The sequence below is a fragment of the Amycolatopsis thailandensis genome (assembly GCF_042723255.1).
Lineage (GTDB): Bacteria > Actinomycetota > Actinomycetes > Mycobacteriales > Pseudonocardiaceae > Amycolatopsis > Amycolatopsis thailandensis.
Genome location: NZ_JBHXJK010000139.1, coordinates 1 through 20,983, shown reverse-complemented (window position 1 = coordinate 20,983; position 20,983 = coordinate 1). Strand labels below are relative to the sequence as shown.

Sequence of the window (20,983 nt, the reverse complement as noted above, 5' to 3'; positions counted from 1 at the left end):
ACTTTCGGGACACCTGATGTCCCGAAAGTGGCTTTCGCGACACCCGGCGGACGCGCGAGCGGTTCAGCACGACGCCTTTCGGCACAGCCGCCTCACGAGGACAGTTCGGCACCGGAGGCGTCCGAGTCCCCGTTGACCAGCTGCTCGACTCCGTCCAGGATCCGCGCCAGGCCGAACCGGAAGGTGTGCAGCGGCGCGCTCGCCGCGCTGTGCGCTTCCCCCGCCGCCTGCCCGATCCGTGCCGCCAGTGGGAACAGTCCCGCGTCGGCCTCCGGGATCTCCGCGAGCACCGGCGCGCTGGCCGTCCACCACTCCATGTCGGTCAGCCCGGACCGCCGCACGAGGCTCGCCGATTCGACCGAGCCGCGCGCGATGCCCTGGACGAATCCGTTGACCATCGCCACCACGGCGTCCATCTCCAGGTCGGTGAGGCCGATCGCGTCGACGGCTGCCAGTTCGCGTTCGTGCTTGGCGAAGGTGCGCGGGCCGAGGGGGAGACGGCCGGTGGTGAGCTGGAGCAGCCATGGATGCCGGTGGTACATCTCCCAGGCGTCCTCGGCGAGGATCGTCATCGTGACTCGCCAGTCGTGGCTCTCCGGAGGGTCGGTCAGCTCGCCGTGCACGCGGTCCATCATCAGGTCGAGCAGTTCGGCGCGGCTGGGGATGTAGGTGTAGATCGTCATGGGGGAGACGCCGAGCTTCTCGGCGCCCCGGCGCACCGACAGCGCGCTGATGCCCTCGGTGTCGGCGATTTCGATCGCGGCGGTGATGATCTCGTCGACGGTCAGTTTGGGTTTGGGGCCGCGGCGGGGTTTCTCCCGCACGCCCCAGAGCAGTTCGATGGTCCGCCGTGGATCGCCCGTTCCGGTGTGGTCCGCGTCCGTCATCACTTTCTCTCTACACTGTACAGAGTTGTGTTACCCTGAACTGTACACCGTACAGAGATTGGGGCTGAGTGACGTCTCACGACGGTTTCGGCAGTGTCGTGTTCGAACCGAAAAATCCCCCGCGGACCAGCGGGTTCGCCTTCTGGAACGCCGAGGGGAACACCCCGGGGGCCGGGGAGGTGACAGTCGCCCTCCCCGAGATCACCACGGTGCCCTGCGTACGGCTCCCGATGGTCGAGGCGCTCCCCGCGTTACTGCGGCTTCGTGACAGTGACGACGATTCCGCGCGCTTCTGGGGCTTGGCCGCCGCGGCGGCGTTGAAGCTCGCCGAGGCGGGGCGGTTGCTTCCCGGTGTCACGGAGTCCGATGTGGACGCCTGGCGCGCTGGTCCGCTGGAGCCCGCCGACGCGGCTTGGCTGCGTGAGCTCTCCGAGGCGATGCCGGCGCGGGCACGGGCGATCCCCGGTGACGGAAATCTGCTCCCCGCGCGGTATCCGCTGCTGCGCGCGTTTCTCGACGCCGTGGCCGACACCTTGCCTCGCACACCCGCGGCCGCGCAGGCGGCGGGTGTCAAAGCCTTCGCCGCTCCGCCCGCGCACCGTGTCCCGCAGCTGCGGGACTGGGCGGCCGAGGTCGCGGCCGGGCTGGACTCCGGGGTCCGGGTCTCGGTGCGGATCGAGGCGCCCGGGGACGACTTCACGATCGGCCGCTTCAGCGGGGTCGTCCAGGTGCACAGCCTCGCCGACCCCGGTGTCCTGATCGACGCGGCGGCGCTCTGGTCGGGTGACGACCGGTTCGGCCCGAGGGCCCGGATCGACGTCATGCTGGCCCTGCGCCGCGCCGCACAGTTGTGGCCACCGCTGGAACCCCTGCTCGGCGCCGCGGTCCCCGACGAAGTGGCGCTCGGCGACACCGACATCACCGAACTGCTCACCACTGCCGCGCCCTTGCTGGCCACGGCGGGTATCGAGGTGCACTGGCCCGCCGATCTCGCCCGCGACCTGAGCGCCAAGGCCGTCGTCGGCGGAGGCACCGCGCCACCGGCCGACCTCCCGTCCTTCTTCGCCGGCGGTTCGCTGCTGCAGTTCGACTGGCAACTGGCGCTCGGCGGCGCTCCCCTCACCGCGGCCGAGATGGACGAGCTGGCCGAGGCCCACCGTCCTGTCGTGCGGCTGCGGGATCAGTGGGTACTCGTCGACCCGGCGCTGGCGGCGAAGGCGCGGGACCGGGCCTTGAAGCCGCTGACCCCGATCGACGCGCTCGGTGCCGCCTTGAGCGGGACGGCGGAGGTCGACGGCGAACGCGTCGACGTCCTCACCGACGGCTGGCTCGCGGCGCTACGGGAACGGCTGCTCGCACCGCCGGAACCGCAGGCTCCGCCACGAGGTCTGGCCGCGACGCTGCGCGACTACCAGCTGCGGGGCCTGCAATGGCTGACGGCGATGACGTCGATCGGGCTCGGTGGCTGTCTCGCCGACGACATGGGTCTCGGCAAGACGATCACGCTGATCTCGCTCCATCTGCATCGCGCGGACGGCCCGACCCTGGTCGTCTGCCCGGCGTCGCTGCTGGGCAACTGGGAACGCGAGATCACCCGGTTCGCCCCCGGTGTCCCGGTGCGGCGGTTCCACGGCACCGAGCGCTCCCTCGACGAACTCGGCGACGGTTTCGTGCTCACGACCTACGGCACCCTGCGCGTCGACCCGGAACCGCTGGGGAACATCCACTGGGGACTTCTGGTCGCCGACGAAGCCCAGCACGTCAAGAATCACCGCTCCGGCACGGCGAAGGCGTTGCGAACGCTGACGTCCTCGGCGCGGGTGGCGTTGACGGGCACCCCGGTGGAGAACAATCTCGCCGAGCTGTGGGCGATCCTGGACTGGACGACACCGGGGCTGCTCGGCACGATGGCCGACTTCCGCCGGGTGTGGGCGAAACCGGTCGAGTCCGGAAAGGACCCTGAAGCGGCGGAGCGTTTGTCCCGGCTTGTCCGCCCGTTCCTGTTGCGTCGTCGCAAATCCGATCCGGGGATCGCGCCGGAGCTGCCCGCCAAGACCGAGACCGACAGGCCGGTGACGCTCACCGCGGAGCAGGCGGCCCTGTACGAGGCGACGGTGCGGGAGCTGATGGCCGAGATCGCGGGCAGCGAGGGCATCGCGCGGCGGGGCCGGATCGTCAAGCTGCTCACTGGGCTCAAACAGATCTGCAACCACCCGGCGCAGTACCTCAAGGAACCGTCCGAAGCGGTGCTGGACGGCCGGTCGGGCAAGCTCGAACTGCTCGACGAACTGCTGGGCACCATCCTCGCCGAGGACGGCGCGGTGCTGGTGTTCACCCAGTACGTCGCCATGGCGCGGCTGCTGGAGCGGCATCTCGCGCAGCGCGGGATCGGCACGCAGTTGCTGCACGGTGGCACGCCGGTGCCCAAGCGTGAGGATCTCGTGCGCCGGTTCCAGGCCGGTGAGGTGCCGGTGTTCCTGCTGTCGCTCAAGGCGGCGGGGACCGGGCTCAACCTGACCCGCGCCGATCACGTCGTGCACTACGACCGCTGGTGGAACCCTGCGGTGGAGGATCAGGCGACCGACCGGGCGTACCGGATCGGGCAGACCAGGCCGGTGCAGGTGCACCGGCTCATCGCCGAAGGGACGGTCGAGGACCGGATCGCGGCGATGCTGCGGGAGAAACGCGCGCTCGCCGACGCGGTACTCGCCGGCGGCGAGGCCGCGCTGACCGAATTGACCGACGAGGAGCTGGCCGATCTGGTCGAGTTGAGGAGCCGCCGATGAGCACCCCCGACGATCGCGTCCGCGGTTTCCCCGCTTTCGGTCCTCAAGGCGGGCACGGCCAGTTCGCCCGCTCGTGGTGGGGCCGGGCGTGGATCAACGCCATGGAGGACACCGCACTGGACCTGCGCCAGCTCAAACAGGGCCGCAAGTACGCCGCGGCGGGCCGGGTCGGTCCGATCACGGTCAGTCCCGGGCGGATCGCGGCCGTGGTCGACGACCAGGAAGGCCAGTACCGCACCGAGGTCCGGCTCGCGGAACTGACCGGGGACGACTGGGACCGTTTTCTCGACAGGGTCGCCTCCCGGGCCGGGCATCTCGCCGCGCTGCTGGACCGGGACATGCCGCATGACCTCGTCGAGGCCGCCGACGACGCCGGGGTGCATCTGCTGCCCGGCATCGGGGACCTCGACCCGGACTGCGACTGCCCGGGTTGGGAGCTGCCGTGCCGTCACGCGGCGGCGCTGTCGTTCCAGGCCTCGTGGCTGCTCGACGCCGATCCCTTCGTGCTGCTGCTGATGCGCGGCAAGGGGGAACGGGAACTGCTCGACGAGTTGCAGCGGCGGAACGCGCCCCGGTTCGTGCGCACCGGGGACGACGGCATCACGGCCGATCGGGCCTACGCCGACGAGCCGGGCCCACTGCCGGACCTCGCCGCGTTCGTGCCAGCGGGCGGACCGACCGTGCCGGAAGCGCCCGGCATCCCGGCGGAGACCTTCGCGCTGCTGGTCGCCAACGCCAGCCAGACGGCCACCGCGCTGCTGACCTCGCAGCCGAAGCTCACCCGCAAGCAGGACGCGGTCCGCCTCGCCGCCACCCGTCCGGAGACAGCGGATCGTCTGCGCCCGGCCGAGAACGGCGAGGGCTTCGACCGGGCGGTACTCGCCTGGCGGCACGGTGGCCGGGCCGGTCTCGAGGTCCTGGAGACCGCGTGGACACCGCCGTCGCAGGCGATGGGCCGGGCGCGGGCCGCCTTCGCCGAGGTGGTGGACGATCCCGGCGAGGGGGTGGACGTCGAACGCAACCGGTGCACCGTGCACGGGACAGGCGTGCAGGTGCGGCTGGGCAAGGACGGGCTCTGGTACCCGTATCGGGATCAGTGGCCCGCCGGTCCGCCCGAAGCCGACCCGGGTGCGCTGTTCGCCGCGCTGCTGGGCTGATCCCACTGCCGTCCTCGCCGCAGCTGGTCCAGCTGTGGCGAGGACAGGTGGAGGATCCGATAGCGCACCTCGTCCGATTCCGGGGCGTCACCGGACCACAGGCTGTAGCGCACGACTTGCCAGGTTCGCGGGTCGACGGCGAGGGCGCCCGAGTGCGCGCCGTCCTGGCGCAGGTGCTCGCGAAGCCCGTCGAGAGCCTCGCCCAGGAAGGCGACCGGGTCGGTCTCGGCGGGGATCGAGACGACGTGTTTTCCCGCCGTGACAGGAGGAGCGCCGAACGCCGGCCCCTCCTCGAACCCCAGCACGGTCCAGTGCTGCACGGCGGGACGCCCGAACGAGTCGACGATGCCGCTGAACGGGCCGCCGAACAGGAAGGCGTTCATCCCGGCCTCGTCGTGCCACAGGTAGAAGGGCGAGTACTGGTTCAGCGTCGAGCCGTCGACGCCGCGTTCACGGATCCCGTACACCTTCAGCCCCAGGCCGCCGAAGTCGTCGAGCAGATGTCCGCGCGTGGCGACGCGTTCGCGGATGATGCCCATGTCGTAGTCGGCGGGGAGGGTGATCTCGTACTGCATCGCATGCATGCCGTACATACTAGTAGGTACAGTGCTGTGATCGCCGTAGTCCGGCCTGGTAGCGGCCGGGGGTTTCCCCGACGACGGCGACAAAGGCCTCGATGAAGCTGGTGGGGTTCGCCCAGCCCAGCCGGGACGACACGGTGGTCACCGCGTGACCGTCACCGAGCAGGACGAGGGCGTGCTGGACGCGGAGCATGCTCCGCCACTGCCGGAAGCTCACGCCGAGTTCGTCCTGGAACAGCCTGGTGAGCACACGCTCGCTGGCGCCGGCGGTCCGCCCGAGTTCGCGCAGGGTCGCGGAGTTGGACGGGTCGGCGTGCAGCAGCGCGGTGACCGTTCGCAGCCTGTCGTCGGCGGGTTCGGGCAGGTAGATCTCCTGCGGCTCGGCGTCGGTGAGTTCGTCGATGATCAGGCCGCGGAGCCTGCGGCGGGGCCCCGGCTCGCGAGCACGTCCGTCGCTGAGCGCCAGGAGCACCTCGCGCAACAGTGGTGTCACGGCGAAGACCGACGGCAAGGCGGGAAGGAAGCGGCACAGCCGGACGGGCAAGTCGATGCGCCGGACATCGGTCTCGCCGTACGCCCGATGAGAGTGCTCGAATCCCGGCGGCGTCCAGGTGATCCGGTTCGCCGGCGCGACCCAGGTCCCCCGCGCGGTGGTGGTCGCGAGCGCGCCCGTGGACGGGTAGAGCAGCTGACCCCGGACATGGGAATGCGGGCCGACCGTCTGCCCGTGGGCCAGCGATCCCCGACCCGTGTCACCTGGCGGGAGGCTTTGGCGGAATTCGAGCATAATGCGTCAGGATATCGGTACTAGGACGCCGCGACCTGGGCGAAACTCGAAGGCATGGCCACATCGAAAGAGACCAAGCCTGTCGTGATCGTGGGAGCCGGGGTGTCCGGACTGGCGCTCGGCAACTTCCTGCTGCGTGAGGGAATCGACTGTGTCGTCCTCGAACGGCGCAGCCGCGAGTACGTCGAGCGACGGCAGCGTGCCGGAGTCATCGACACCCGTGCCACCCGAGTCTTCCGCAAACGCGGCCTCGAAGACCGGGTCGTCGGCGGAGCTCCCGTCCAAGCCGGCCTCGGCTTCCGTGTCGACGGTCAGGACCGGTGGCTGGAACTCCCCGCCGAAGAACACGTCGAGGGCCGGTTCTGCCCCCAGCAGGTCCTCGTCCGGAACCTCATCACCGTGTTCGAGCAGGACGGAGGCGATCTGCGGTTCGACACCGAAGTGACCGTGGAGGACATAGACCGTCCTCGCGTCCGGCTCGGTGACGGGTCGATCATCGAAGGGGATTTCATCGCCGGATGCGACGGCAGCCACGGCGCGACCCGCGCCGCCATCCCCGAGGACCGGATCACCCGCCACTCCCACGAGTACGGCTACGCGTGGCTGGTCGTCCTCGCCGAGGTGCCCGCCGTCCGCCCGACGTTGCTGGCGATCCACCGGCGCGGTTTCGCGGCCCAGTTCGGGCGGGGGCCCACGGCGAGCCGGTTCTACCTCCAGTGCCCGCTTGACGACACCGCCGAGGATTGGCCGGACGAGCGCGTCTGGAGCGAACTCGAAACACGTTTCGGCGAACGTCTGCCCACGAGAGGGCCGATCGTCGAGAAGCAACCGATGCCGCTGCGGGGCGAGGTGCTCAGCCCGATGAGTCACGGCAAGCTCCACCTGCTCGGCGACGCCGCGCACATCGTCCCGCCGGCGAGCGCGAAAGGAATGAACCTCGCCCTGTACGACACCGACGTCTTCGCCGACGCTCTGGTCCGCTACTACCGGGACGACGACCCGAGCCTGCTCGACGCCTACTCCGACACCCGCCTGCGCGACGTGTGGAACTACCAGGCTTTCGCGACGTGGTTCACCGACACCATCCACGACGCCGGGGACCCGGGCCATCGTGGGGAGTTCCGTCATCGGGTGGCACGCGCGAACTTCGAGCGCCTGTTCACTTCGGACACGGCGAACCGGCTGCTCGGCGAGTTCATCGCCGGTCTGAACTGAGCGCTATTTCTTGCTGAGCCGGATGATGCCCTCGCCGCCTTGCACGGCGACGACGACGATCGTCTGGCGGTTGATCCGGTGGATCATCCCCGGCGGACCGGAGACCGCCTCACCCATTCCGCCGGAAGCGGGCGCCAGTCCCACTCTTCCGGCCTGGACCGTGACCGAGAGCGGCCCCGCTCCGCCGTCGTTGGGGATCTGATCACCGGTCCGCACCAGGATCTCGCACTCCCCGTCGGCGCAGGCCTTCAGATCCCGGCCGTCCGTCGCGGTGAACGGGGTGCCGGACGGGGCCGCCGCGTCCATCATCGGAACGTTCTCCGTGGACGGTCTCACGCTCGCCGCCGCGAACAGCGGTGTCGGCTCGGTTCTCGCGCAACCGGAGGCGAGCAGCGCCAGGGGAATCAGGACCAGGCATCTTCGGCGATCGACCATGACCGAGGAACGTAGCCCACCCGCGTGCCCTTGGATGCACCCGAATTCCGCAATCCTGCGGCTGTTCGCAGTGCTGTGCGCCGGTCCGGCCGGGGTAATCGGCCGGACCGGCGCACCACGTGGTCGGGTGCGCACTGAGCGTGGAAAAGCGTCCCGCTCAGACTTCGGCCCGGGCGATGATGGCCCGAGTGTCCACACCGGACGGAAGCGTGCCGAACGCGACGCCCCAGTCGCCACCGAGCCGCGACGCGCAGAACGCGTCGGCCACCGACGGCGTCCCGTGCCGCACCAGCAGTGAACCCTGGAGCACCAGCGCCATCGATTCGACCAGCCGCCGCGCCCGGTACTCGATGTCGGACAGGTCGGACAGCTCCTTGCGCAGCCGCCCCGTCGCGTCGTCCAGCCGGGTGTCGGCGCCGGCCGCCTGCTCGACCTCCGCGAAGTACGCCGCCACCGACTCCGGCTGCTTGGCCATCGCCCGCAGCGCGTCCAGCGCCGCGACGTTGCCCGAGCCCTCCCAGATCGACATGAGCGGTGCCTCGCGATAGAGCCGCGGCATCCCCGACTCCTCGACGTACCCGTTGCCGCCCAGGCACTCCAGCGCCTCGACCGCGTGCGACGGGCCGCGCTTGCACACCCAGTACTTCGTCACCGCCAGCCCCAGCCGCCGGAAGGCCTGTTCCTGCTCGTCACCCGGCCGGTCGGTGGCCGCCGCCAGCCGCATCCCGACCGTCGTCGCCGCCTCGGACTCCACGACGAGGTCCGCCAGCACGTTGCCCATCAGCGGCTGGTCCACCAGGGCCGCGCCGAACGCGCGACGGTGGCGTGCGTGGTGGACGGCCCGCACGGCGCCGTACCGCATCCCCGACGCGCTCCCGACCGCGCAGTCCAGCCGGGTGTTGTTGACCATCTCGATGATGGTGCGCACCCCGCGGCCTTCTTCGCCGATCAGCCAGCCGATCGCGTCGTCGTACTCGATCTCCGACGAGGCGTTGGACCGGTTGCCGAGCTTGTCCTTGAGCCGTTGCAACCGGATCCCGTTGCGCGAGCCGTCCGGCAGGACGCGGGGGAGCAGGAAGCACGACAGCCCGCCGGGTGCCTGGGCCAGGGTGAGGAACATGTCCGACATCGGCGCCGAGGTGAACCACTTGTGCCCGACGATCACGTAGCTGCCGTCCCCGAGGGGCCGCGCCGTGGTCGTGTTCGCGCGGACGTCGGAGCCGCCCTGCTTCTCCGTCATCGACATCCCGGCGATCAGCCCGCGCTTGGAGCTCGGCTCGCGCAACCCGAAGTCGTACTCCGTCGCCGCCAGCAACGGCTCGTACCGCTCGGACAGCTCCGGATTGAACCGCAACGCCGGAACCGCGGCGTAGGTCATCGAGATCGGACAGGTGTGTCCCGCGTCGACCTGGCCCCAGACGTACATCTTCGCCGCTCGCGCGGCGTGCGCGCCGGGCCGGGAATCCCGCCACGGTGTCGCGTGCAGCCCGTAGGACACCGCGACATCCATCAGCTCGTGCCAGTACGGATGGAACTCGACCTCGTCGATCCGGTTCCCGACCCGGTCGTGTGTCCGCAGCACCGGCTCGTTCTCGTTGACCAGCCTGCCCCACTCCTGGGCCTGCTCACTCCCGGCCAGCCTCCCCAGCGCGTGCAGTTCCGCCACCGCCCAGCCGGCGTCCGCCCGCTCCAGGCCTTCCAGCAGGGCCGGATCGGCGGCGACGTCGTAGTCCGCCAGCGGCGGCACCTGGTTGGTGACCTCATGAGTGCCCGGCATCGGAACCTCCCAAAGAACGCAGGACGAAAGTGCGCAGCCCGGACACCTCGTCCGCGCTGCCGGTGGTCAACGGGCCGATCAGCACTTCGGCCGCCGCGCCGACGAGCGCCGCGGCGGTGACTTCGGCGTCCTGGGCGGGGAACACCCCGGACCGGACGCCGTCGGCCACGTGCTGGGCGACGACATCACGGAACGCGCGCCGGAACACCAGCCGCTCGGCTTCGATCGGCGCGTCGACGGGCTCGGCCAGCAGCGCGTACGCCATCCGCGGGGTCTTCAGTGCCCGGCTCGCGAAGGTGTCGAAGACGGCCACGACCCGATCGGCCGGTGCGCCGGGCAGCTCCGACACCGCGCGCACCGCCTCGACCTCGCGCGTGACGACCTTCCGGAACAACTCCACGACCAGCGCGGCCTTGGTGGGGAAGTGGCGGTACACGCTCCCGACGGCCACTCCGGCGCGCTCCGCGACCGCCGAGACCGAGCAACCCGCGTACCCGCGCTCGGCCAGCTGCTCGATGGCGGCGGCGAGGACGGCGTCACGCTGGGCGTCGAGGCGCTCCTGGACCTTCGGTGTTCGGCGGTACGGCACTCAAGAAGTGAAGCACTGATTCACACCTTCAGTCAACGCGTCAGACCACGGCGAGCCGGTCCACCAGCAGCTTCACCCTCTGTTCGGCGTACTCCGGCGGAAGCCGTCCCGCCCGGGTCAGGGTGGCCAGCCCGTGCAGGGCCGCCCAGAACACCTCGGTGAACACCCCCGGGTGGACGCCCTCGCCGGCGACCTCGCCGAGACTTTCCAGCAAGGCCGCGAAGGCGTCCTTCAGCGGCTCCGGGGTGTCCTCCTGAGCGAACGCCAGGCCGCCGTCGAGCTGGAACATGGCGTCGTAGACCGCCGGGTTGCGCACGGCGAAGTCGAGGTAGCCGAGGGCGAGCGCGGTGACTCGGGCGCGAGGGCCGTCCACGGCGGCGGTCTCGGCCCGGATCGCCGCGGCCATCTCGGCGGCACCCTCGAGGGCGACGGCGCCGATGATCTCGCGCTTGCCCCGGAAATGGCTGTAGAGCACGGGCTGGCTGTAGTCGATGCGCTCGGCGAGCCGGCGTGTGGTGACCGCGTCCCAGCCCTGCTGCTCGGCGAGTTCGCGGGCCGTCGCCACGATGAGACGCTCTCGTTCCGCCCGTTCGCGCTGCTTGCGTTCCTGTACCGACATAACTCGATCCTAGCATCGCTAGACAATCGAGCGGTAGTAGTACTAGCGTTGCCTCATCAGCTAGCAACACTAGATTTTCGGGAAGGTCAGCATGCTCAACGCACTCGCGGTCTCCACCATCGTGGTCGTCGGCGTGATGGTGGGGGTGGAGTTCTCCGTCGCCTTCGTCATGAACCCGATCTTCAACGGACTCCCCGAGGACAGCGGCCAGCTCGGCCGTGCCCACGGGGGCCGGATGCTCGGCGCCGTGATGCCGTTCTGGTACATCGGCTCACTCGTCCTGAGTGCGGCCTGGGCCATCGCCGGCTGGGATCGCCCAGGCGCCGCGCTCGTCGTCGTCGCGGCGGCGCTCCTGATCGTGAGCGTGCTCATGTCGATCCTGCTGCTCGTCCCGATCAACAACCGGGGCAAGAAGTGGACCCCCGAGAACCGGCCCGAGGACTGGAAGGAACAGATGAACCGCTGGGACCGGTTCCACTACCTCCGCGTCGCCGTCATCATCGCCGCCTTCGCCCTGCTGGCCGCCGCCCTCGTCGGAAACTAGAGCGCCGCCACGGCCTTGGCGATCCCCTTCTTGTCGTACGCGCCGGTGGGCATGGTCGAGGCATGCGCGTGCCGGACGACCCCGTCGCGGTCGATCAGCACGCTGCCCGACTGCTGCAACATCTTCTTCGCCAGCCCGAAGGCCTCGTGCGGAGTGCCGTTCCGCCCGGTGACCACCCGAAGCGACAACCCGCGCTTCGCCCGCCACGCCGCGGCTTCGGCACGTCCCTCGGGAACGGCGATCAGAACGCGCACGCCCGCGGCGGCCAGCTCCTCGGACCGCCTCGCGAGGTCCTTGACGTGACCGGTGCAGACAGGGCACGTGGTCGAGCGCATGAAGTAGAGCAGCACGTGTTCGGTGCCGCGGTAATCCGAAAGCCGGACCACCTCACCGGAGGTGTCCTCCAAAGCGAGGTCGAGGGCAGTGGATCCGATTTCGAGCATGACGACTCCTCAAGAAACAGGGGGAAGGGGGAAATTACGGAAGCAGCGACTGGCGGACGGTCGCCCGCGCCCGGTGCAGCCGGGACTTCATCGCCGCCGTGCTCAGGCCGAGCGCGTCCGCGACCGTCCGGCCCGGATAGCCCTGGATGTCACGCATGATCAAGACGCGACGCTGGTCAGCGGGCAGCTCGGCGATCGCCGCGGCCACCCGTCGCGCCTCCAGCCGCTCCAAGGCGTCGTCCTCCGCCGAGACCACCGCGCCGAAATCGGCCAGATCGTCACCGCGCACCGCCCGCCGAGCCCGGCGCAGGCACTCATTGCGCACGATCCGGAACATCCACGACGCGAGCGCCCCGGTCGCCCGCAAAGTGCCGATCTTGCGGTACAGGATGATCAGCGCCTCCTGCGCCGAATCCTCCGCGTCCTCCGGCGAGGCACACAACGAACGCGCGAACCGCTGCACATGCGGATGGGAACCCGAGACCAAGGCGGCGATGGCGGCCGCGTCCCCACCCTGTGCGGCTGCGACCAAAGACTCCCTCGGCCACTCGGACTCCACGACTACCTCCTTTCGCACCGGGCTTGTCCCGGCCCTTACAAGAGCAGGCACCCCCACCAAAGGATTCAGCCCACGCCCCACAGCCGCACGTGACCCCGCTCACGCCCCGTTCGACACAGGCCCAGCTCACCCGATGGCATGATCGCCGCTATGACATGGACCGCCCCCGAGGTGACCCGTCCGTCCGGCGACACCGCCGCCGACGAACGCGTTCTGCTTCCCTCCCTGCTGAACTGGCACCGCAGCACCTTCCTCCACAAACTCGCCGGCCTCACCGGAGAACAGCTCGCCCAGGCGTCGGTCCCGCCCTCGAACCTCACCCTCCTCGGCCTCGTCCGGCACCTGGCCAAGGTCGAACGCTTCTGGTTCCGCCTGCGCTACGCCGGACAGGACATCGACCCCCTCTACGACCCCGCCCTCGGCAAGGACCACGACTTCGAAGTCCTCGACGCCGAGCAGGCAGAAAAGGCCTACGACGTCCTGCTCGAAGAGATCCGCCTCGCCGACGAAGCCGCCGCCGGAGGGTCCCTCGACGACACCTTCGACCTCGGTGACGCCCCGTTCTCACTGCGCATGCTCTACATCCACATGATCGGCGAATACGCCCGCCACAACGGTCACGCCGACCTCATCCGCGAACGCGTCGACGGCCACACCGGAGCCTAGGAGCCACCATGGAATACGGATTCGTCGGCGCCGGTGAGATCACCGCCGCCATCGTCGAAGGCCTCAGCAAGGACATCGCCGACCCGCCCTCGATCTTCCTCTCGCCCCGCAGCCGCAGCGTCGGCCAAGAACTCTCGGCCCGCTTCGCCAACGTCGAAGTCCGCGACAGCAACCAGGCCGTCGTCGACAGCGCCACCACCATCGTGCTCGCCGTCCGCACACCGATCGCCGAAGAAGTCCTCCGGGACCTCACCTTCCGGCCAGACCACGTCCTGATCAGCGCCCTCGCCGGCGTCCCCCTCGACCAGCTTCGCGAATGGGCCGCCCCGGCACGCGAAGTCGTCCGGAGCATCCCGCTGCCCCCGGCCGCCCGCCGCCAGAGCCTCACCGCCATGTACCCCGACAACCCCGAAGCCCGAGCCCTCTTCGACAGCATCGGCGGAAGCGTCGTCCCCGCCGCGGAGAAGGACCTCGACATCTTCAGCGGCGCCACCGCCACCTTCGCCGCCCACCTCGACTATCTCGGCACCATCGCGGCCTGGATGACCGACCAGGGCATCGACGACACCACCGCGACCGCCTTCACCAGCCACATCTTCGGGCAGCTCGGCCAATCCCTCCTCGAGCAGAGCGGCTCCCTCGAAACCCTCACCGGCAAGCACATGACGCCCGGCGGGCTCAACGAACACTTCCTCACCGACCTGCGCACCAACGGCGTCCCCGACACCGTCCGCCAGGCCCTCGACGGAATCCTCACCAGGCTGCGAGACAAGTGAGCGTCGTCGACAGACTCCGGGCGGCCGGATGCGTCTTCGCCGAAGACGAAGCCCGGCTGCTCGGCGCCGAAGCCCGCACACCCGCCGAGCTCGACACCCTGGTCCAGCGCCGCGTCGACGGCGAACCGCTCGAAGTCATCCTCGGCTGGGCCGAATTCCACGGCCTCCGCATCACCGTCGAACCCGGCGTCTTCGTGCCACGCCAACGCTCCGAACTCCTCGTCCGGCACGCCCTCACCCTCGCCGGACCGGGAGCGGTCGTCCTCGACCTCTGCTGCGGCACCGGCGCGCTCGGCGCCGCCCTCGCCACCGAACTCCCCGGAATCCGGCTCTACGCGGCCGACATCGAACCCGCCGCCGTCCGCTGCGCCCGGATCAACGTCGCCGAAGCCGGGGGAGAGGTCTTCGAAGGCGACCTCTACACACCTCTTCCCGCGTCACTGCGAGGCACCGTCGATCTCCTCGTCGTCAACGCCCCCTACGTCCCCACCGACGCCATCGCGATGATGCCGCCCGAAGCACGCGACCACGAACCCCGCGTCGCCCTCGACGGCGGCCACGACGGCGTCGAGGTCCACCGCCGTGTCGCCGCCGAAGCTCCACAGTGGCTCGCCCCCGGCGGGCACCTGCTCGTCGAGACCGGTGAAAGCCAGGCCGCGAACACCGCGGAAGCCATGGCGCACAACGGTTTGAAGCCCGAAGTGATCACCGACGACGACCTGTACGCGACGATTGTTGTCGGAGCCCGCCACTAGGGTGCCCGCCGTGACCGACTACCTCGACATCACCCGCACCGCTTACGACACCGTCGCGGCCGACTACGCCGAACTCCTCCGCGACCACCTCGCCGGATCCACCTGGGACAGGGCCATGCTCGGCGCGTACGCCGAACTCGTCCAGGCCGCCGGCGGCGGACGCGTCGCCGAAATCGGCTGCGGCACCGGCCGCATCACCGACTATCTCCACGGCCTCGGGCTCGACGTCCGCGGGGTTGACCTCTCGCCGGGAATGCTCGCCGTCGCCCGTGAGTGGTACCCGCACCTGGACTTCGAAATCGGGGAGATGCCCGGTTTGTCCATTCAGGACGGTGCACTGGCCGGCGTCGTCGCCTGGTACTCGATCATCCACACCCCACGCGAACGACTGCCGGAGATCTTCGCCGACTTCCACCGGATCCTCGCCCCGGGCGGCCACCTCATGGTGGCGTTCCAGGTCGGCGACGAAGTGCGCCACATCGAGCACGCGTACGGGCACGACATCACCTGCGACGCGTACCGGCTCTCCCCGGAGAAGATCGCCGGGCAACTGGGGGAGGCGGGGTTCAGTGTGCTGTCCAAGCTCGTCCGTGAGCCGTCCGGGGAATTCGAGAACACCCCGCAGGCCTACCTGATCGTCCGCAAGCCGTAGGTCACGGACGCCGGGCCTCGACGAGCCAGGCCGCCGAGCCGTAGAAAACGCCTCGGCCGGTCTGGTGCTCGGCGAGGTCGGCGCGCAACGTCGCGACGGCCTTGTCACGGGTGACTTCGTCGAGGTCGCTCAGCCGTCCGCCATGCTGCTCGATGATGAACCCGGCAGCGTCGTCGACGTCCTGACCGAAGTACATCGGCTTGTTCACCTCGGTACACCGGACGTCGGCGTATCCGGCGGACGTCAGCAGCCCTTCGATTTCCGCCGGATCGCTAAGCGCGAGATTCACCGACGGCACCTCACGGCCCGCCGCGAAGATCGTCCTGAACGTCGTGATCCATTCGTTGAGCCGAAACGGCTGCCACGTCAGCAGCACAAGACGGCCCCCTGGCCGCGTCGCCCGGGCCAGATTGGCGAACGCGGCCAGGGGACTACCGAAGAACATCGATCCATGCCTGCTGATCACCACGTCGAACCCCGAGTCGGGAAACGCCTGGACCTGAGCGTCCACCTGCTCGAACGAAACGTTGGGAACACGCTCCTCTTCAGCGAGGCGCCGAGCGAGGCCGAGCATCTCACCGGACAGATCGACACCCAGCGCGGAACCCTCGACAGCGAGCCGTGCCGCGTCCCGCGTCGTCTGACCGGCTCCACAGCCGACATCGAGGACACGATCCGTCGCCTGGACGCCGGCCGCGGAGAAGAAGGTGTCGCGGTACGCGGCGACACCGTCGTTGAACCGCTGCGCACGCTTCGCCCACAGTGCGCCTTCAGCACCATTCCACGCCTTCAACATCCGCTCGTTGGACGGATCGACACGCACAGCGGTGCTCTCGGACATTTCGGTGACCCCCAGGTTCGATTCCCAGGCAAGACCATAGCGCGACCCCTCAGCGGAAAGCGGCGACGTTCCTCGCGGCCCACTCGGCGAACGACCGCGGCGGACGCCCGAGCACCCGCTCCACGGCCGGACTCACCCGCAACTCCGCCGGACTCGGCGAACTCAAGATGTCCAACGTGTCATCCGCGAGCTCCGCCGGCATGCTCTCGACCATCCCCGCCTTCGCCTCGGCCCGGGTGAGCTCATGAAAACGCACCGGCGAACCCAGCGCCCCGGCGAGCACCGCGGCCTGCTCGCGAGGCGTGATCACCGCCGGCCACCACAGAGCATTGGAGGCGAACCCACCCGGCCGCAGGATCGCCCAGTCCACACCGGACTCCCGCACCACGTCCTCCAGCGCCCGCATCGCGATCCGCGTCGCACCGAAAGGCCTGGTCGCCACACCCAACGTCGAGAGCAGGACCACCCGGCGAACCCCGCTCGCCACCGCCCGGCCGATGATCTCGGCCGGGTCGGCCCCGGCGGCGTGCAAATCACCGGACAGCAGGAGGAACAACGCCTTCGCCCCGGCCAAGGCGGACTCGAGGCCCGCGGGCTCCGCCAGATCGGCCACCACATGCCGTCCGCCCTCCGGCGCCTCGACAGCGTGCCTCGACACCGTCGTCACCTGCTCCCCGGCCGCGACCAGCGCGTCGGTCAACGGGCGGCCGATGTTCCCGGTAGCCCCGGTCACCACGATCATGAAACAACTCCTTCGTCCGATTTCCCTGTGGTCAGGACGCTAGGAGCCGAGCTAACTTTTGGTAAGGACATACCTTCGGGTAAGCTCCCGACGTGGCAGGAGGCGCGCAGATCACCCAGGGCGACACCAAGACGAGGTATGAGGTGTTTCACACCGACTGCCCCGCCCGCGACGTGGTCGACCATGTCACCAGCCGCTGGGGAATCTGGGTGCTGATCTCCTTGCAGAGCAACGATCTCCGGTTCTACGAGCTACGCGAGAGCATCCGGGGAATCAGCGAGAAGATGCTCGCCCAATCACTACGCGTCCTGGTCCGAGACGGCCTGATCTGGCGGAAGGTCGAGCCGACCACACCACCGCAGGTCACCTACGGGCTGACCGAGTTCGGTAAAGAGGTCGGCGAGCCACTGGGGGAGCTGTTCGACCGCATCACCCAGCGGCTCGGATCCCGCGACGAGGAGTGACGGAGACCGTGACCACAGCGGCCCAAGAAGCCTTCCTGCGCGAATTCCATGCCCGGCACCCGGCAGCGACGTCGAACATGATGAGCCACGGCCGCGCGCCGGACGGGCGATCAAGCTACGAAATCCTCCGGGATCACGTCGCAGGGCAGCCGCGGATACTCGACCTCGGCTGCGGTGACGGCTTCCTCCTCGACCTGCTCGCCAAAGCCGGCCACCAGGTCGCCGGAGTGGACCTCTCGAGCGCCGACCTGGCACTCGCACGGCAGCGCCCCTCCCTCCACGACGCGCCGCTGATCACCGGGCGGGCACAGGAACTGCCTTTCCCCGACGGCGGCTTCGACGCATGCGTCTCCCACATGGCCTTCATGCTGATGCCCGACATCGACCAGGTCGCCGCGGAACTCGCCCGGATCCTGGTTCCCGGCGGGCGCTTGGCCCTGATCCTCAGCAGCGGCCAAGTCGGCGGAGGCGGAAGCTACGAACTGTTCCAGAAACTGATCCGCCCGGCCCTCGACGGCGCCCCGCCCGAACAGCGCATGCCCTCTTTGGGTGATCGCCGCACCCTGCACCGGGACGGTATCGACGAGATTCTCGTCCCCGCCGGATTCTCACCGGTCGCGTGGACGAGCGAACCCATCGACCTCGGCGGCACCGCGGAGCAGGTGTGGTCGCGCCTCTCCGCGATCTACAACTTCATGCCACTCGACCCGGCAGTCGTACAGTCGATCGAGCAGGATTTCCTGGCACGGACAACGGAACTGGCCGATTCCGACGGCCGGATCCCGTGCACGATGAACGTCCGCGTCGCCGTCGCCGACAGGGGAGAGGCGAGCGGGTAACGGTCACCCGCTCAACCAGGATCCTTGCGCTGATTGGCGTTGAAGCGCGCCTTCTTCTGCCGATTCCCGCAGGTACCCATGTCGCACCATTTGCGCGTGCGGCTTTGACTCGTGTCGAAGAACGCAGCCTGGCATGTCGGTGACGCGCACAAGGCCAATTTTCCGTCCCGCTCGCCGGAAATGACGCCGATCGCGTCGGCGGCGATCACGCCGAGGGCATCCTCCACGCAGTCCGGCGAACTCAGTCGCCACTCACGAGTGCCCTCGGGCGTCAGGACAGCCGCGGCCCGCCCCTGGATGCTGCGGTCGTTGATGATCCGGACAGCGGACGCCGGGGGAGCAGCGTGAATCGCGGCCGCTGTCGCGGCGGCGTGAATCGATTCTCTCAGCTGCCGAGCCAGTTCGAGCTGAGCGGCGGTGCAGGAGTCCACGGCGAGACCGCTCACCGCCAGCCAATCGACGAGCCGCTGCGGCGTGGGAATGCGCTCCAAAGCTTCGCCACGACGCTCCGTCAGCGTCGCGGTGAAGCTGGTCGCCAGCACGCTACCGAGGCGAAAGTCAGGGAACCCAGCAGACATGGGAACCACCTTAGCCGGTTGCGCACCCACTTCACGACATGTTAGAACCGTCTTAGCCGGTTCCATCATGGTCAGGAGGTTCCCATGTCCGACTCAACCAGCGAAGTACACGCATTCGAAGCCCACGCGACCGACGCCGACCTCGACGATCTGCGCGCACGACTGGCCGCGGCACGACTCCCGGAGGCCGAGACGGTCTATCGCGCCGCACCCGACCCGCGCCGATGGGACCAGGGCGTACCCCTCGCCGACCTCGTCGAAGTCGTGAACTACTGGCGCACCGAGTACGACTGGCGGACGTTCGAGAAGCGCCTCGATCACCTCGGCCAGTTCCGCACGACCATCGACGGTCTGGGAATCCACTTCCTGCACCGCCGATCCACGCGCGCGGACGCCACTCCGCTGATCCTGACGCACGGCTGGCCGGGCAGCATCGCCGAGTTCGTCGACGTGGTGGACGAACTGACAGATCCGAAAGACGCGACCGCGCCGGCGTTCCACGTCGTGATCCCGTCCTTGCCGGGCTTCGGCTACAGCGACAAGCCTGCCGCCACCGGCTGGGGGACCGAAAAGATCGCGGCGGCGTGGGTGGAACTGATGGGAAGGCTCGGCTACGGCAAGTTCGCGGCCCACGGGGGAGACTGGGGAGGCAACATCACCACGGTTCTCGCCGGCAGGTTCCCGGAAAACGTCCTCGGCATCCACACGACGTTCGCGGAGGGGCCGCCCGGATTGACGGCGGACGGACTGACGGCGGCCGAGCGCAAGTGGACCGAGGAAACCCACGATTTCTGGCATCACCGCGCGGCGTACGCGAAACAGCAGGCGACCCGCCCGCAGACCATCGGTTACTCACTCGTCGACTCACCGGTCGGGCTCCTGGCGTGGATCCTCGACAAGTTCTACGAGTGGACAGATACCGAAGACAGCCCGTTCGAGACGATTTCCAGGGACCGGATCCTCGACGACGTCACCCTGTACTGGCTGACGAGGACGGGCGCATCGTCAGCGCGCATCTACTACGAAAGCCACAACTCGCTGGACCCCGAACTCCGGGTCGACGTCCCGTCGGCGATCACGATCTATCCACGCGACATCGAGAAGTATCCACGCGCCTGGTCGCAGGAGCGGTACCGGAGGATCGTCCGCTGGCGTTCGCCTGAGCGCGGGGGACACTTCCCGTCGTTGGAGGTTCCCGAGTACTTCGTGAAGGACCTACAGGAAGGCCTCGTGGCGGTGCTGGCCTCTGATCGTCCTGCCTAGGAGGACAGCCAAGCTTCCAGCGCCGGTCCGGGCGGGTTGAGCCGACGAGCCCGGGCGATGTTCTCCTCGTCATCAGGAACAACCTCGACCAGGATCAGCACGCCCGCGCGAGCCTCGCCGACTCCGAACAGTCCTTCATCCGCCAACCTGCGCAGAGCCGTCTCCATCGCACGCAGCCGAAGATCAAACTCCGCGTCAGCCTCGTCGTCGTCGACGAGGTCGAACACCTCCGGCCGGGTGGCGAACAGGTCCCGGACCGGTTTCAGGTGTTGCTCGCCCAGGATCGAGAACGGCGAATCAGCGTAGGAGTAGCGGACCTCGTCGGCGTCAGTTCGCTGTGCCAGCGCCTCGTGCGACCACGCCGACAATGCCGGACCGAACGCCTCGCCAGGCGTGGTCAGCGTGACGTAGCAGAAGGTGTGGCCGGGGTTGTCGCGGAACAGGTCCGTGACCGCGGCGCGAGCTGCCGTGGTCAATGCGTCTGCAAGGTCTGCCTCGGTCGGAATCACCAGGGCATCGAACCACGGGGGTCGGCGGGGAGCGCTGATATCTCGACTACTTGACATAATGTACATTATCGGCACTTTGGCCGACCTGGATAACGAGGGTCGAGAGGGGTCTCTGGCTTGGTCCGAAGGGGCCTTTCGCTGCATGTCTCGCGAGGAAAGGCCCCTTCGTCGCGTCGGACGCGGGCATGGCTCCCTTCGGCCTTCTCTCAACTCGACTCCTGTCAACTTGCCTGAAACGGCCAAGGGCGCCCCCGGGAACACAAAAAGGATGACCGGACACCCACCCTCAATACGTCACTGTGACGAATTGAGGGTGATCATCTGTTGACTCGCGAGGCCGAGTAGACGCGCCAGCTCCGGCAAGCGCCGGGCCGCCTGGTCGCCACCGGCCCACCCGGCCTCAGGTTCCCGGTTCCACGCCGGGTGTGTCATGAGGGGTCCCCATGAGACGTTTTTTGTCCCACGGGGACCCCTCATGACGTGCGGGTGGGGGACGCTTTCCCGCGCCCCACCTCACCA

24 protein-coding genes are annotated in these 20,983 nt (G+C 69.0%); 11 read left to right on the top strand and 13 right to left on the bottom strand.

Annotated elements, in window-relative coordinates; genetic code table 11:
- Positions 1–92: 92 nt before the first annotated feature.
- Positions 93–887, bottom strand: a complete 795-nt coding sequence (locus ACFWMR_RS35785; protein WP_378381596.1) for a TetR/AcrR family transcriptional regulator — start codon at positions 885–887, stop codon at positions 93–95.
- 68 nt (positions 888–955) lie between these two features.
- Between ACFWMR_RS35785 and ACFWMR_RS35780 the strand changes: the two genes are divergently transcribed.
- Together ACFWMR_RS35780 and ACFWMR_RS35775 are read left to right on the top strand one after the other, a co-directional pair.
- On the top strand, positions 956–3,673 hold the full coding sequence (locus tag ACFWMR_RS35780) for a DEAD/DEAH box helicase (protein ID WP_378381595.1): 2,718 nt from the start codon (positions 956–958) through the stop codon (positions 3,671–3,673).
- Complete coding sequence (locus tag ACFWMR_RS35775) at positions 3,670–4,830, top strand: SWIM zinc finger family protein (RefSeq protein WP_378381594.1); 1,161 nt, start codon at positions 3,670–3,672, stop codon at positions 4,828–4,830. Before ACFWMR_RS35780 ends, ACFWMR_RS35775 begins: the two co-directional genes overlap by 4 nt.
- Here the strand turns inward: ACFWMR_RS35775 and ACFWMR_RS35770 are convergent.
- The gene (locus tag ACFWMR_RS35770; protein WP_378381593.1) at positions 4,767–5,414 is read right to left on the bottom strand and encodes a DUF4865 family protein; all 648 of its coding nucleotides are present in this window, start codon (positions 5,412–5,414) and stop codon (positions 4,767–4,769) included. The two genes, ACFWMR_RS35775 and ACFWMR_RS35770, sit on opposite strands and share 64 nt — an antisense overlap.
- A 10-nt stretch (positions 5,415–5,424) precedes the next feature.
- Positions 5,425–6,198 (bottom strand): AraC family transcriptional regulator, encoded by a 774-nt coding sequence (locus tag ACFWMR_RS35765; RefSeq protein WP_378381592.1) that lies wholly within the window; start codon positions 6,196–6,198, stop codon positions 5,425–5,427.
- 54 nt (positions 6,199–6,252) lie between these two features.
- Here ACFWMR_RS35765 and ACFWMR_RS35760 point away from each other — a divergent pair, with 54 nt between their 5' ends.
- Positions 6,253–7,413: a 4-hydroxybenzoate 3-monooxygenase gene (locus ACFWMR_RS35760; protein ID WP_378381591.1), complete on the top strand. Its 1,161-nt coding sequence runs from the start codon at positions 6,253–6,255 to the stop codon at positions 7,411–7,413.
- A gap of 3 nt (positions 7,414–7,416) precedes the next feature.
- Here the strand turns inward: ACFWMR_RS35760 and ACFWMR_RS35755 are convergent, their stop codons facing one another.
- The 4 genes from ACFWMR_RS35755 to ACFWMR_RS35740 all read right to left on the bottom strand — a co-directional run bounded on the left by ACFWMR_RS35755 (position 7,417) and on the right by ACFWMR_RS35740 (position 10,833).
- Entirely contained in the window at positions 7,417–7,848 is a 432-nt protein-coding gene (locus tag ACFWMR_RS35755; RefSeq protein WP_378381590.1) for a hypothetical protein, read from the bottom strand.
- A gap of 157 nt (positions 7,849–8,005) precedes the next feature.
- Positions 8,006–9,625, bottom strand: coding sequence for an acyl-CoA dehydrogenase family protein (locus ACFWMR_RS35750; RefSeq protein ID WP_378381589.1), 1,620 nt, complete (start codon positions 9,623–9,625; stop codon positions 8,006–8,008).
- Positions 9,609–10,214 carry a TetR/AcrR family transcriptional regulator gene (locus tag ACFWMR_RS35745; protein ID WP_093938817.1) on the bottom strand — a complete coding sequence of 202 codons (606 nt, stop codon included), beginning with the start codon at positions 10,212–10,214 and terminating at the stop codon, positions 9,609–9,611. The genes ACFWMR_RS35750 and ACFWMR_RS35745 overlap by 17 nt, the downstream gene beginning before the upstream one ends.
- A 40-nt stretch (positions 10,215–10,254) precedes the next feature.
- Positions 10,255–10,833, bottom strand: coding sequence for a TetR/AcrR family transcriptional regulator (locus ACFWMR_RS35740; RefSeq protein ID WP_378381588.1), 579 nt, complete (start codon positions 10,831–10,833; stop codon positions 10,255–10,257).
- A 91-nt stretch (positions 10,834–10,924) separates the two neighbouring features.
- Between ACFWMR_RS35740 and ACFWMR_RS35735 the strand changes: the two genes are divergently transcribed.
- Positions 10,925–11,377, top strand: coding sequence for an anthrone oxygenase family protein (locus tag ACFWMR_RS35735; RefSeq protein WP_378276170.1), 453 nt, complete (start codon positions 10,925–10,927; stop codon positions 11,375–11,377).
- Here ACFWMR_RS35735 and ACFWMR_RS35730 read toward each other — a convergent pair.
- Positions 11,374–11,820: a peroxiredoxin family protein gene (locus ACFWMR_RS35730; RefSeq protein WP_093938814.1), complete on the bottom strand. Its 447-nt coding sequence runs from the start codon at positions 11,818–11,820 to the stop codon at positions 11,374–11,376. The genes ACFWMR_RS35735 and ACFWMR_RS35730 overlap by 4 nt on opposite strands.
- Positions 11,821–11,854: 34 nt before the next feature.
- A complete protein-coding gene (locus ACFWMR_RS35725) occupies positions 11,855–12,379 on the bottom strand; it encodes an RNA polymerase sigma factor (RefSeq protein ID WP_378381587.1) in 525 nt (174 codons plus the stop codon).
- 150 nt (positions 12,380–12,529) lie between these two features.
- Here ACFWMR_RS35725 and ACFWMR_RS35720 point away from each other — a divergent pair, with 150 nt between their 5' ends.
- From ACFWMR_RS35720 to ACFWMR_RS35705, 4 genes are read left to right on the top strand one after another with little or no spacing between them, the layout of a single operon-like run.
- Positions 12,530–13,045, top strand: coding sequence for a DinB family protein (locus tag ACFWMR_RS35720; RefSeq protein WP_449224346.1), 516 nt, complete (start codon positions 12,530–12,532; stop codon positions 13,043–13,045).
- Positions 13,046–13,053: 8 nt separating this feature from the next.
- The gene (locus tag ACFWMR_RS35715) at positions 13,054–13,821 is read left to right on the top strand and encodes an NAD(P)-binding domain-containing protein (RefSeq protein WP_378381585.1); all 768 of its coding nucleotides are present in this window, start codon (positions 13,054–13,056) and stop codon (positions 13,819–13,821) included.
- On the top strand, positions 13,818–14,576 hold the full coding sequence (locus tag ACFWMR_RS35710; RefSeq protein WP_378381584.1) for a putative protein N(5)-glutamine methyltransferase: 759 nt from the start codon (positions 13,818–13,820) through the stop codon (positions 14,574–14,576). The genes ACFWMR_RS35715 and ACFWMR_RS35710 overlap by 4 nt, the downstream gene beginning before the upstream one ends.
- Before the next feature lie 10 nt (positions 14,577–14,586).
- Complete coding sequence (locus ACFWMR_RS35705) at positions 14,587–15,228, top strand: class I SAM-dependent DNA methyltransferase (RefSeq protein WP_378381583.1); 642 nt, start codon at positions 14,587–14,589, stop codon at positions 15,226–15,228.
- A 1-nt stretch (position 15,229) separates the two neighbouring features.
- On the opposite strand, the gene ACFWMR_RS35700 is transcribed toward ACFWMR_RS35705, so the two are convergent.
- Positions 15,230–16,069: a class I SAM-dependent methyltransferase gene (locus ACFWMR_RS35700; protein ID WP_378381582.1), complete on the bottom strand. Its 840-nt coding sequence runs from the start codon at positions 16,067–16,069 to the stop codon at positions 15,230–15,232.
- A gap of 49 nt (positions 16,070–16,118) precedes the next feature.
- Positions 16,119–16,811, bottom strand: a complete 693-nt coding sequence (locus ACFWMR_RS35695; RefSeq protein ID WP_378381581.1) for an SDR family oxidoreductase — start codon at positions 16,809–16,811, stop codon at positions 16,119–16,121.
- A gap of 92 nt (positions 16,812–16,903) precedes the next feature.
- On the opposite strand from ACFWMR_RS35695, the gene ACFWMR_RS35690 reads away from it, so the two are divergent.
- Entirely contained in the window at positions 16,904–17,275 is a 372-nt protein-coding gene (locus ACFWMR_RS35690; RefSeq protein WP_378381580.1) for a winged helix-turn-helix transcriptional regulator, read from the top strand.
- An 8-nt stretch (positions 17,276–17,283) separates the two neighbouring features.
- Positions 17,284–18,114, top strand: a complete 831-nt coding sequence (locus ACFWMR_RS35685) for a class I SAM-dependent methyltransferase (protein WP_378381579.1) — start codon at positions 17,284–17,286, stop codon at positions 18,112–18,114.
- An 11-nt stretch (positions 18,115–18,125) separates the two neighbouring features.
- Here ACFWMR_RS35685 and ACFWMR_RS35680 read toward each other — a convergent pair whose 3' ends face one another.
- Positions 18,126–18,692, bottom strand: coding sequence for a CGNR zinc finger domain-containing protein (locus tag ACFWMR_RS35680; RefSeq protein WP_378381578.1), 567 nt, complete (start codon positions 18,690–18,692; stop codon positions 18,126–18,128).
- Positions 18,693–18,776: 84 nt separating this feature from the next.
- On the opposite strand from ACFWMR_RS35680, the gene ACFWMR_RS35675 reads away from it, so the two are divergent.
- Positions 18,777–19,955 (top strand): epoxide hydrolase family protein, encoded by a 1,179-nt coding sequence (locus ACFWMR_RS35675; protein ID WP_378381577.1) that lies wholly within the window; start codon positions 18,777–18,779, stop codon positions 19,953–19,955.
- On the opposite strand, the gene ACFWMR_RS35670 is transcribed toward ACFWMR_RS35675, so the two are convergent.
- Positions 19,952–20,464: a DUF4303 domain-containing protein gene (locus ACFWMR_RS35670; protein ID WP_378381576.1), complete on the bottom strand. Its 513-nt coding sequence runs from the start codon at positions 20,462–20,464 to the stop codon at positions 19,952–19,954. The genes ACFWMR_RS35675 and ACFWMR_RS35670 overlap by 4 nt on opposite strands.
- Positions 20,465–20,983: the final 519 nt, after the last annotated feature.

Excerpts from the sequence above, each read along its gene's own strand:
- ACFWMR_RS35680 (WP_378381578.1), bottom strand. The coding sequence starts at position 18,692 with ATGTCTGCTGGGTTCCCTGACTTTCGCCTCGGTAGCGTGCTGGCGACC.
- ACFWMR_RS35715 (WP_378381585.1), top strand. The coding sequence starts at position 13,054 with ATGGAATACGGATTCGTCGGCGCCGGTGAGATCACCGCCGCCATCGTC.
- ACFWMR_RS35775 (WP_378381594.1), top strand. The coding sequence starts at position 3,670 with ATGAGCACCCCCGACGATCGCGTCCGCGGTTTCCCCGCTTTCGGTCCT.
- ACFWMR_RS35755 (WP_378381590.1), bottom strand. The coding sequence starts at position 7,848 with ATGGTCGATCGCCGAAGATGCCTGGTCCTGATTCCCCTGGCGCTGCTC.
- ACFWMR_RS35675 (WP_378381577.1), top strand. The coding sequence starts at position 18,777 with ATGTCCGACTCAACCAGCGAAGTACACGCATTCGAAGCCCACGCGACC.
- ACFWMR_RS35735 (WP_378276170.1), top strand. The coding sequence starts at position 10,925 with ATGCTCAACGCACTCGCGGTCTCCACCATCGTGGTCGTCGGCGTGATG.
- ACFWMR_RS35750 (WP_378381589.1), bottom strand. The coding sequence starts at position 9,625 with ATGCCGGGCACTCATGAGGTCACCAACCAGGTGCCGCCGCTGGCGGAC.
- ACFWMR_RS35695 (WP_378381581.1), bottom strand. The coding sequence starts at position 16,811 with ATGATCGTGGTGACCGGGGCTACCGGGAACATCGGCCGCCCGTTGACC.
- ACFWMR_RS35700 (WP_378381582.1), bottom strand. The coding sequence starts at position 16,069 with ATGTCCGAGAGCACCGCTGTGCGTGTCGATCCGTCCAACGAGCGGATG.
- ACFWMR_RS35730 (WP_093938814.1), bottom strand. The coding sequence starts at position 11,820 with ATGCTCGAAATCGGATCCACTGCCCTCGACCTCGCTTTGGAGGACACC.
- ACFWMR_RS35760 (WP_378381591.1), top strand. The coding sequence starts at position 6,253 with ATGGCCACATCGAAAGAGACCAAGCCTGTCGTGATCGTGGGAGCCGGG.
- ACFWMR_RS35740 (WP_378381588.1), bottom strand. The coding sequence starts at position 10,833 with ATGTCGGTACAGGAACGCAAGCAGCGCGAACGGGCGGAACGAGAGCGT.
- ACFWMR_RS35770 (WP_378381593.1), bottom strand. The coding sequence starts at position 5,414 with ATGCATGCGATGCAGTACGAGATCACCCTCCCCGCCGACTACGACATG.
- ACFWMR_RS35765 (WP_378381592.1), bottom strand. The coding sequence starts at position 6,198 with ATGCTCGAATTCCGCCAAAGCCTCCCGCCAGGTGACACGGGTCGGGGA.
- ACFWMR_RS35785 (WP_378381596.1), bottom strand. The coding sequence starts at position 887 with ATGACGGACGCGGACCACACCGGAACGGGCGATCCACGGCGGACCATC.
- ACFWMR_RS35720 (WP_449224346.1), top strand. The coding sequence starts at position 12,530 with ATGACATGGACCGCCCCCGAGGTGACCCGTCCGTCCGGCGACACCGCC.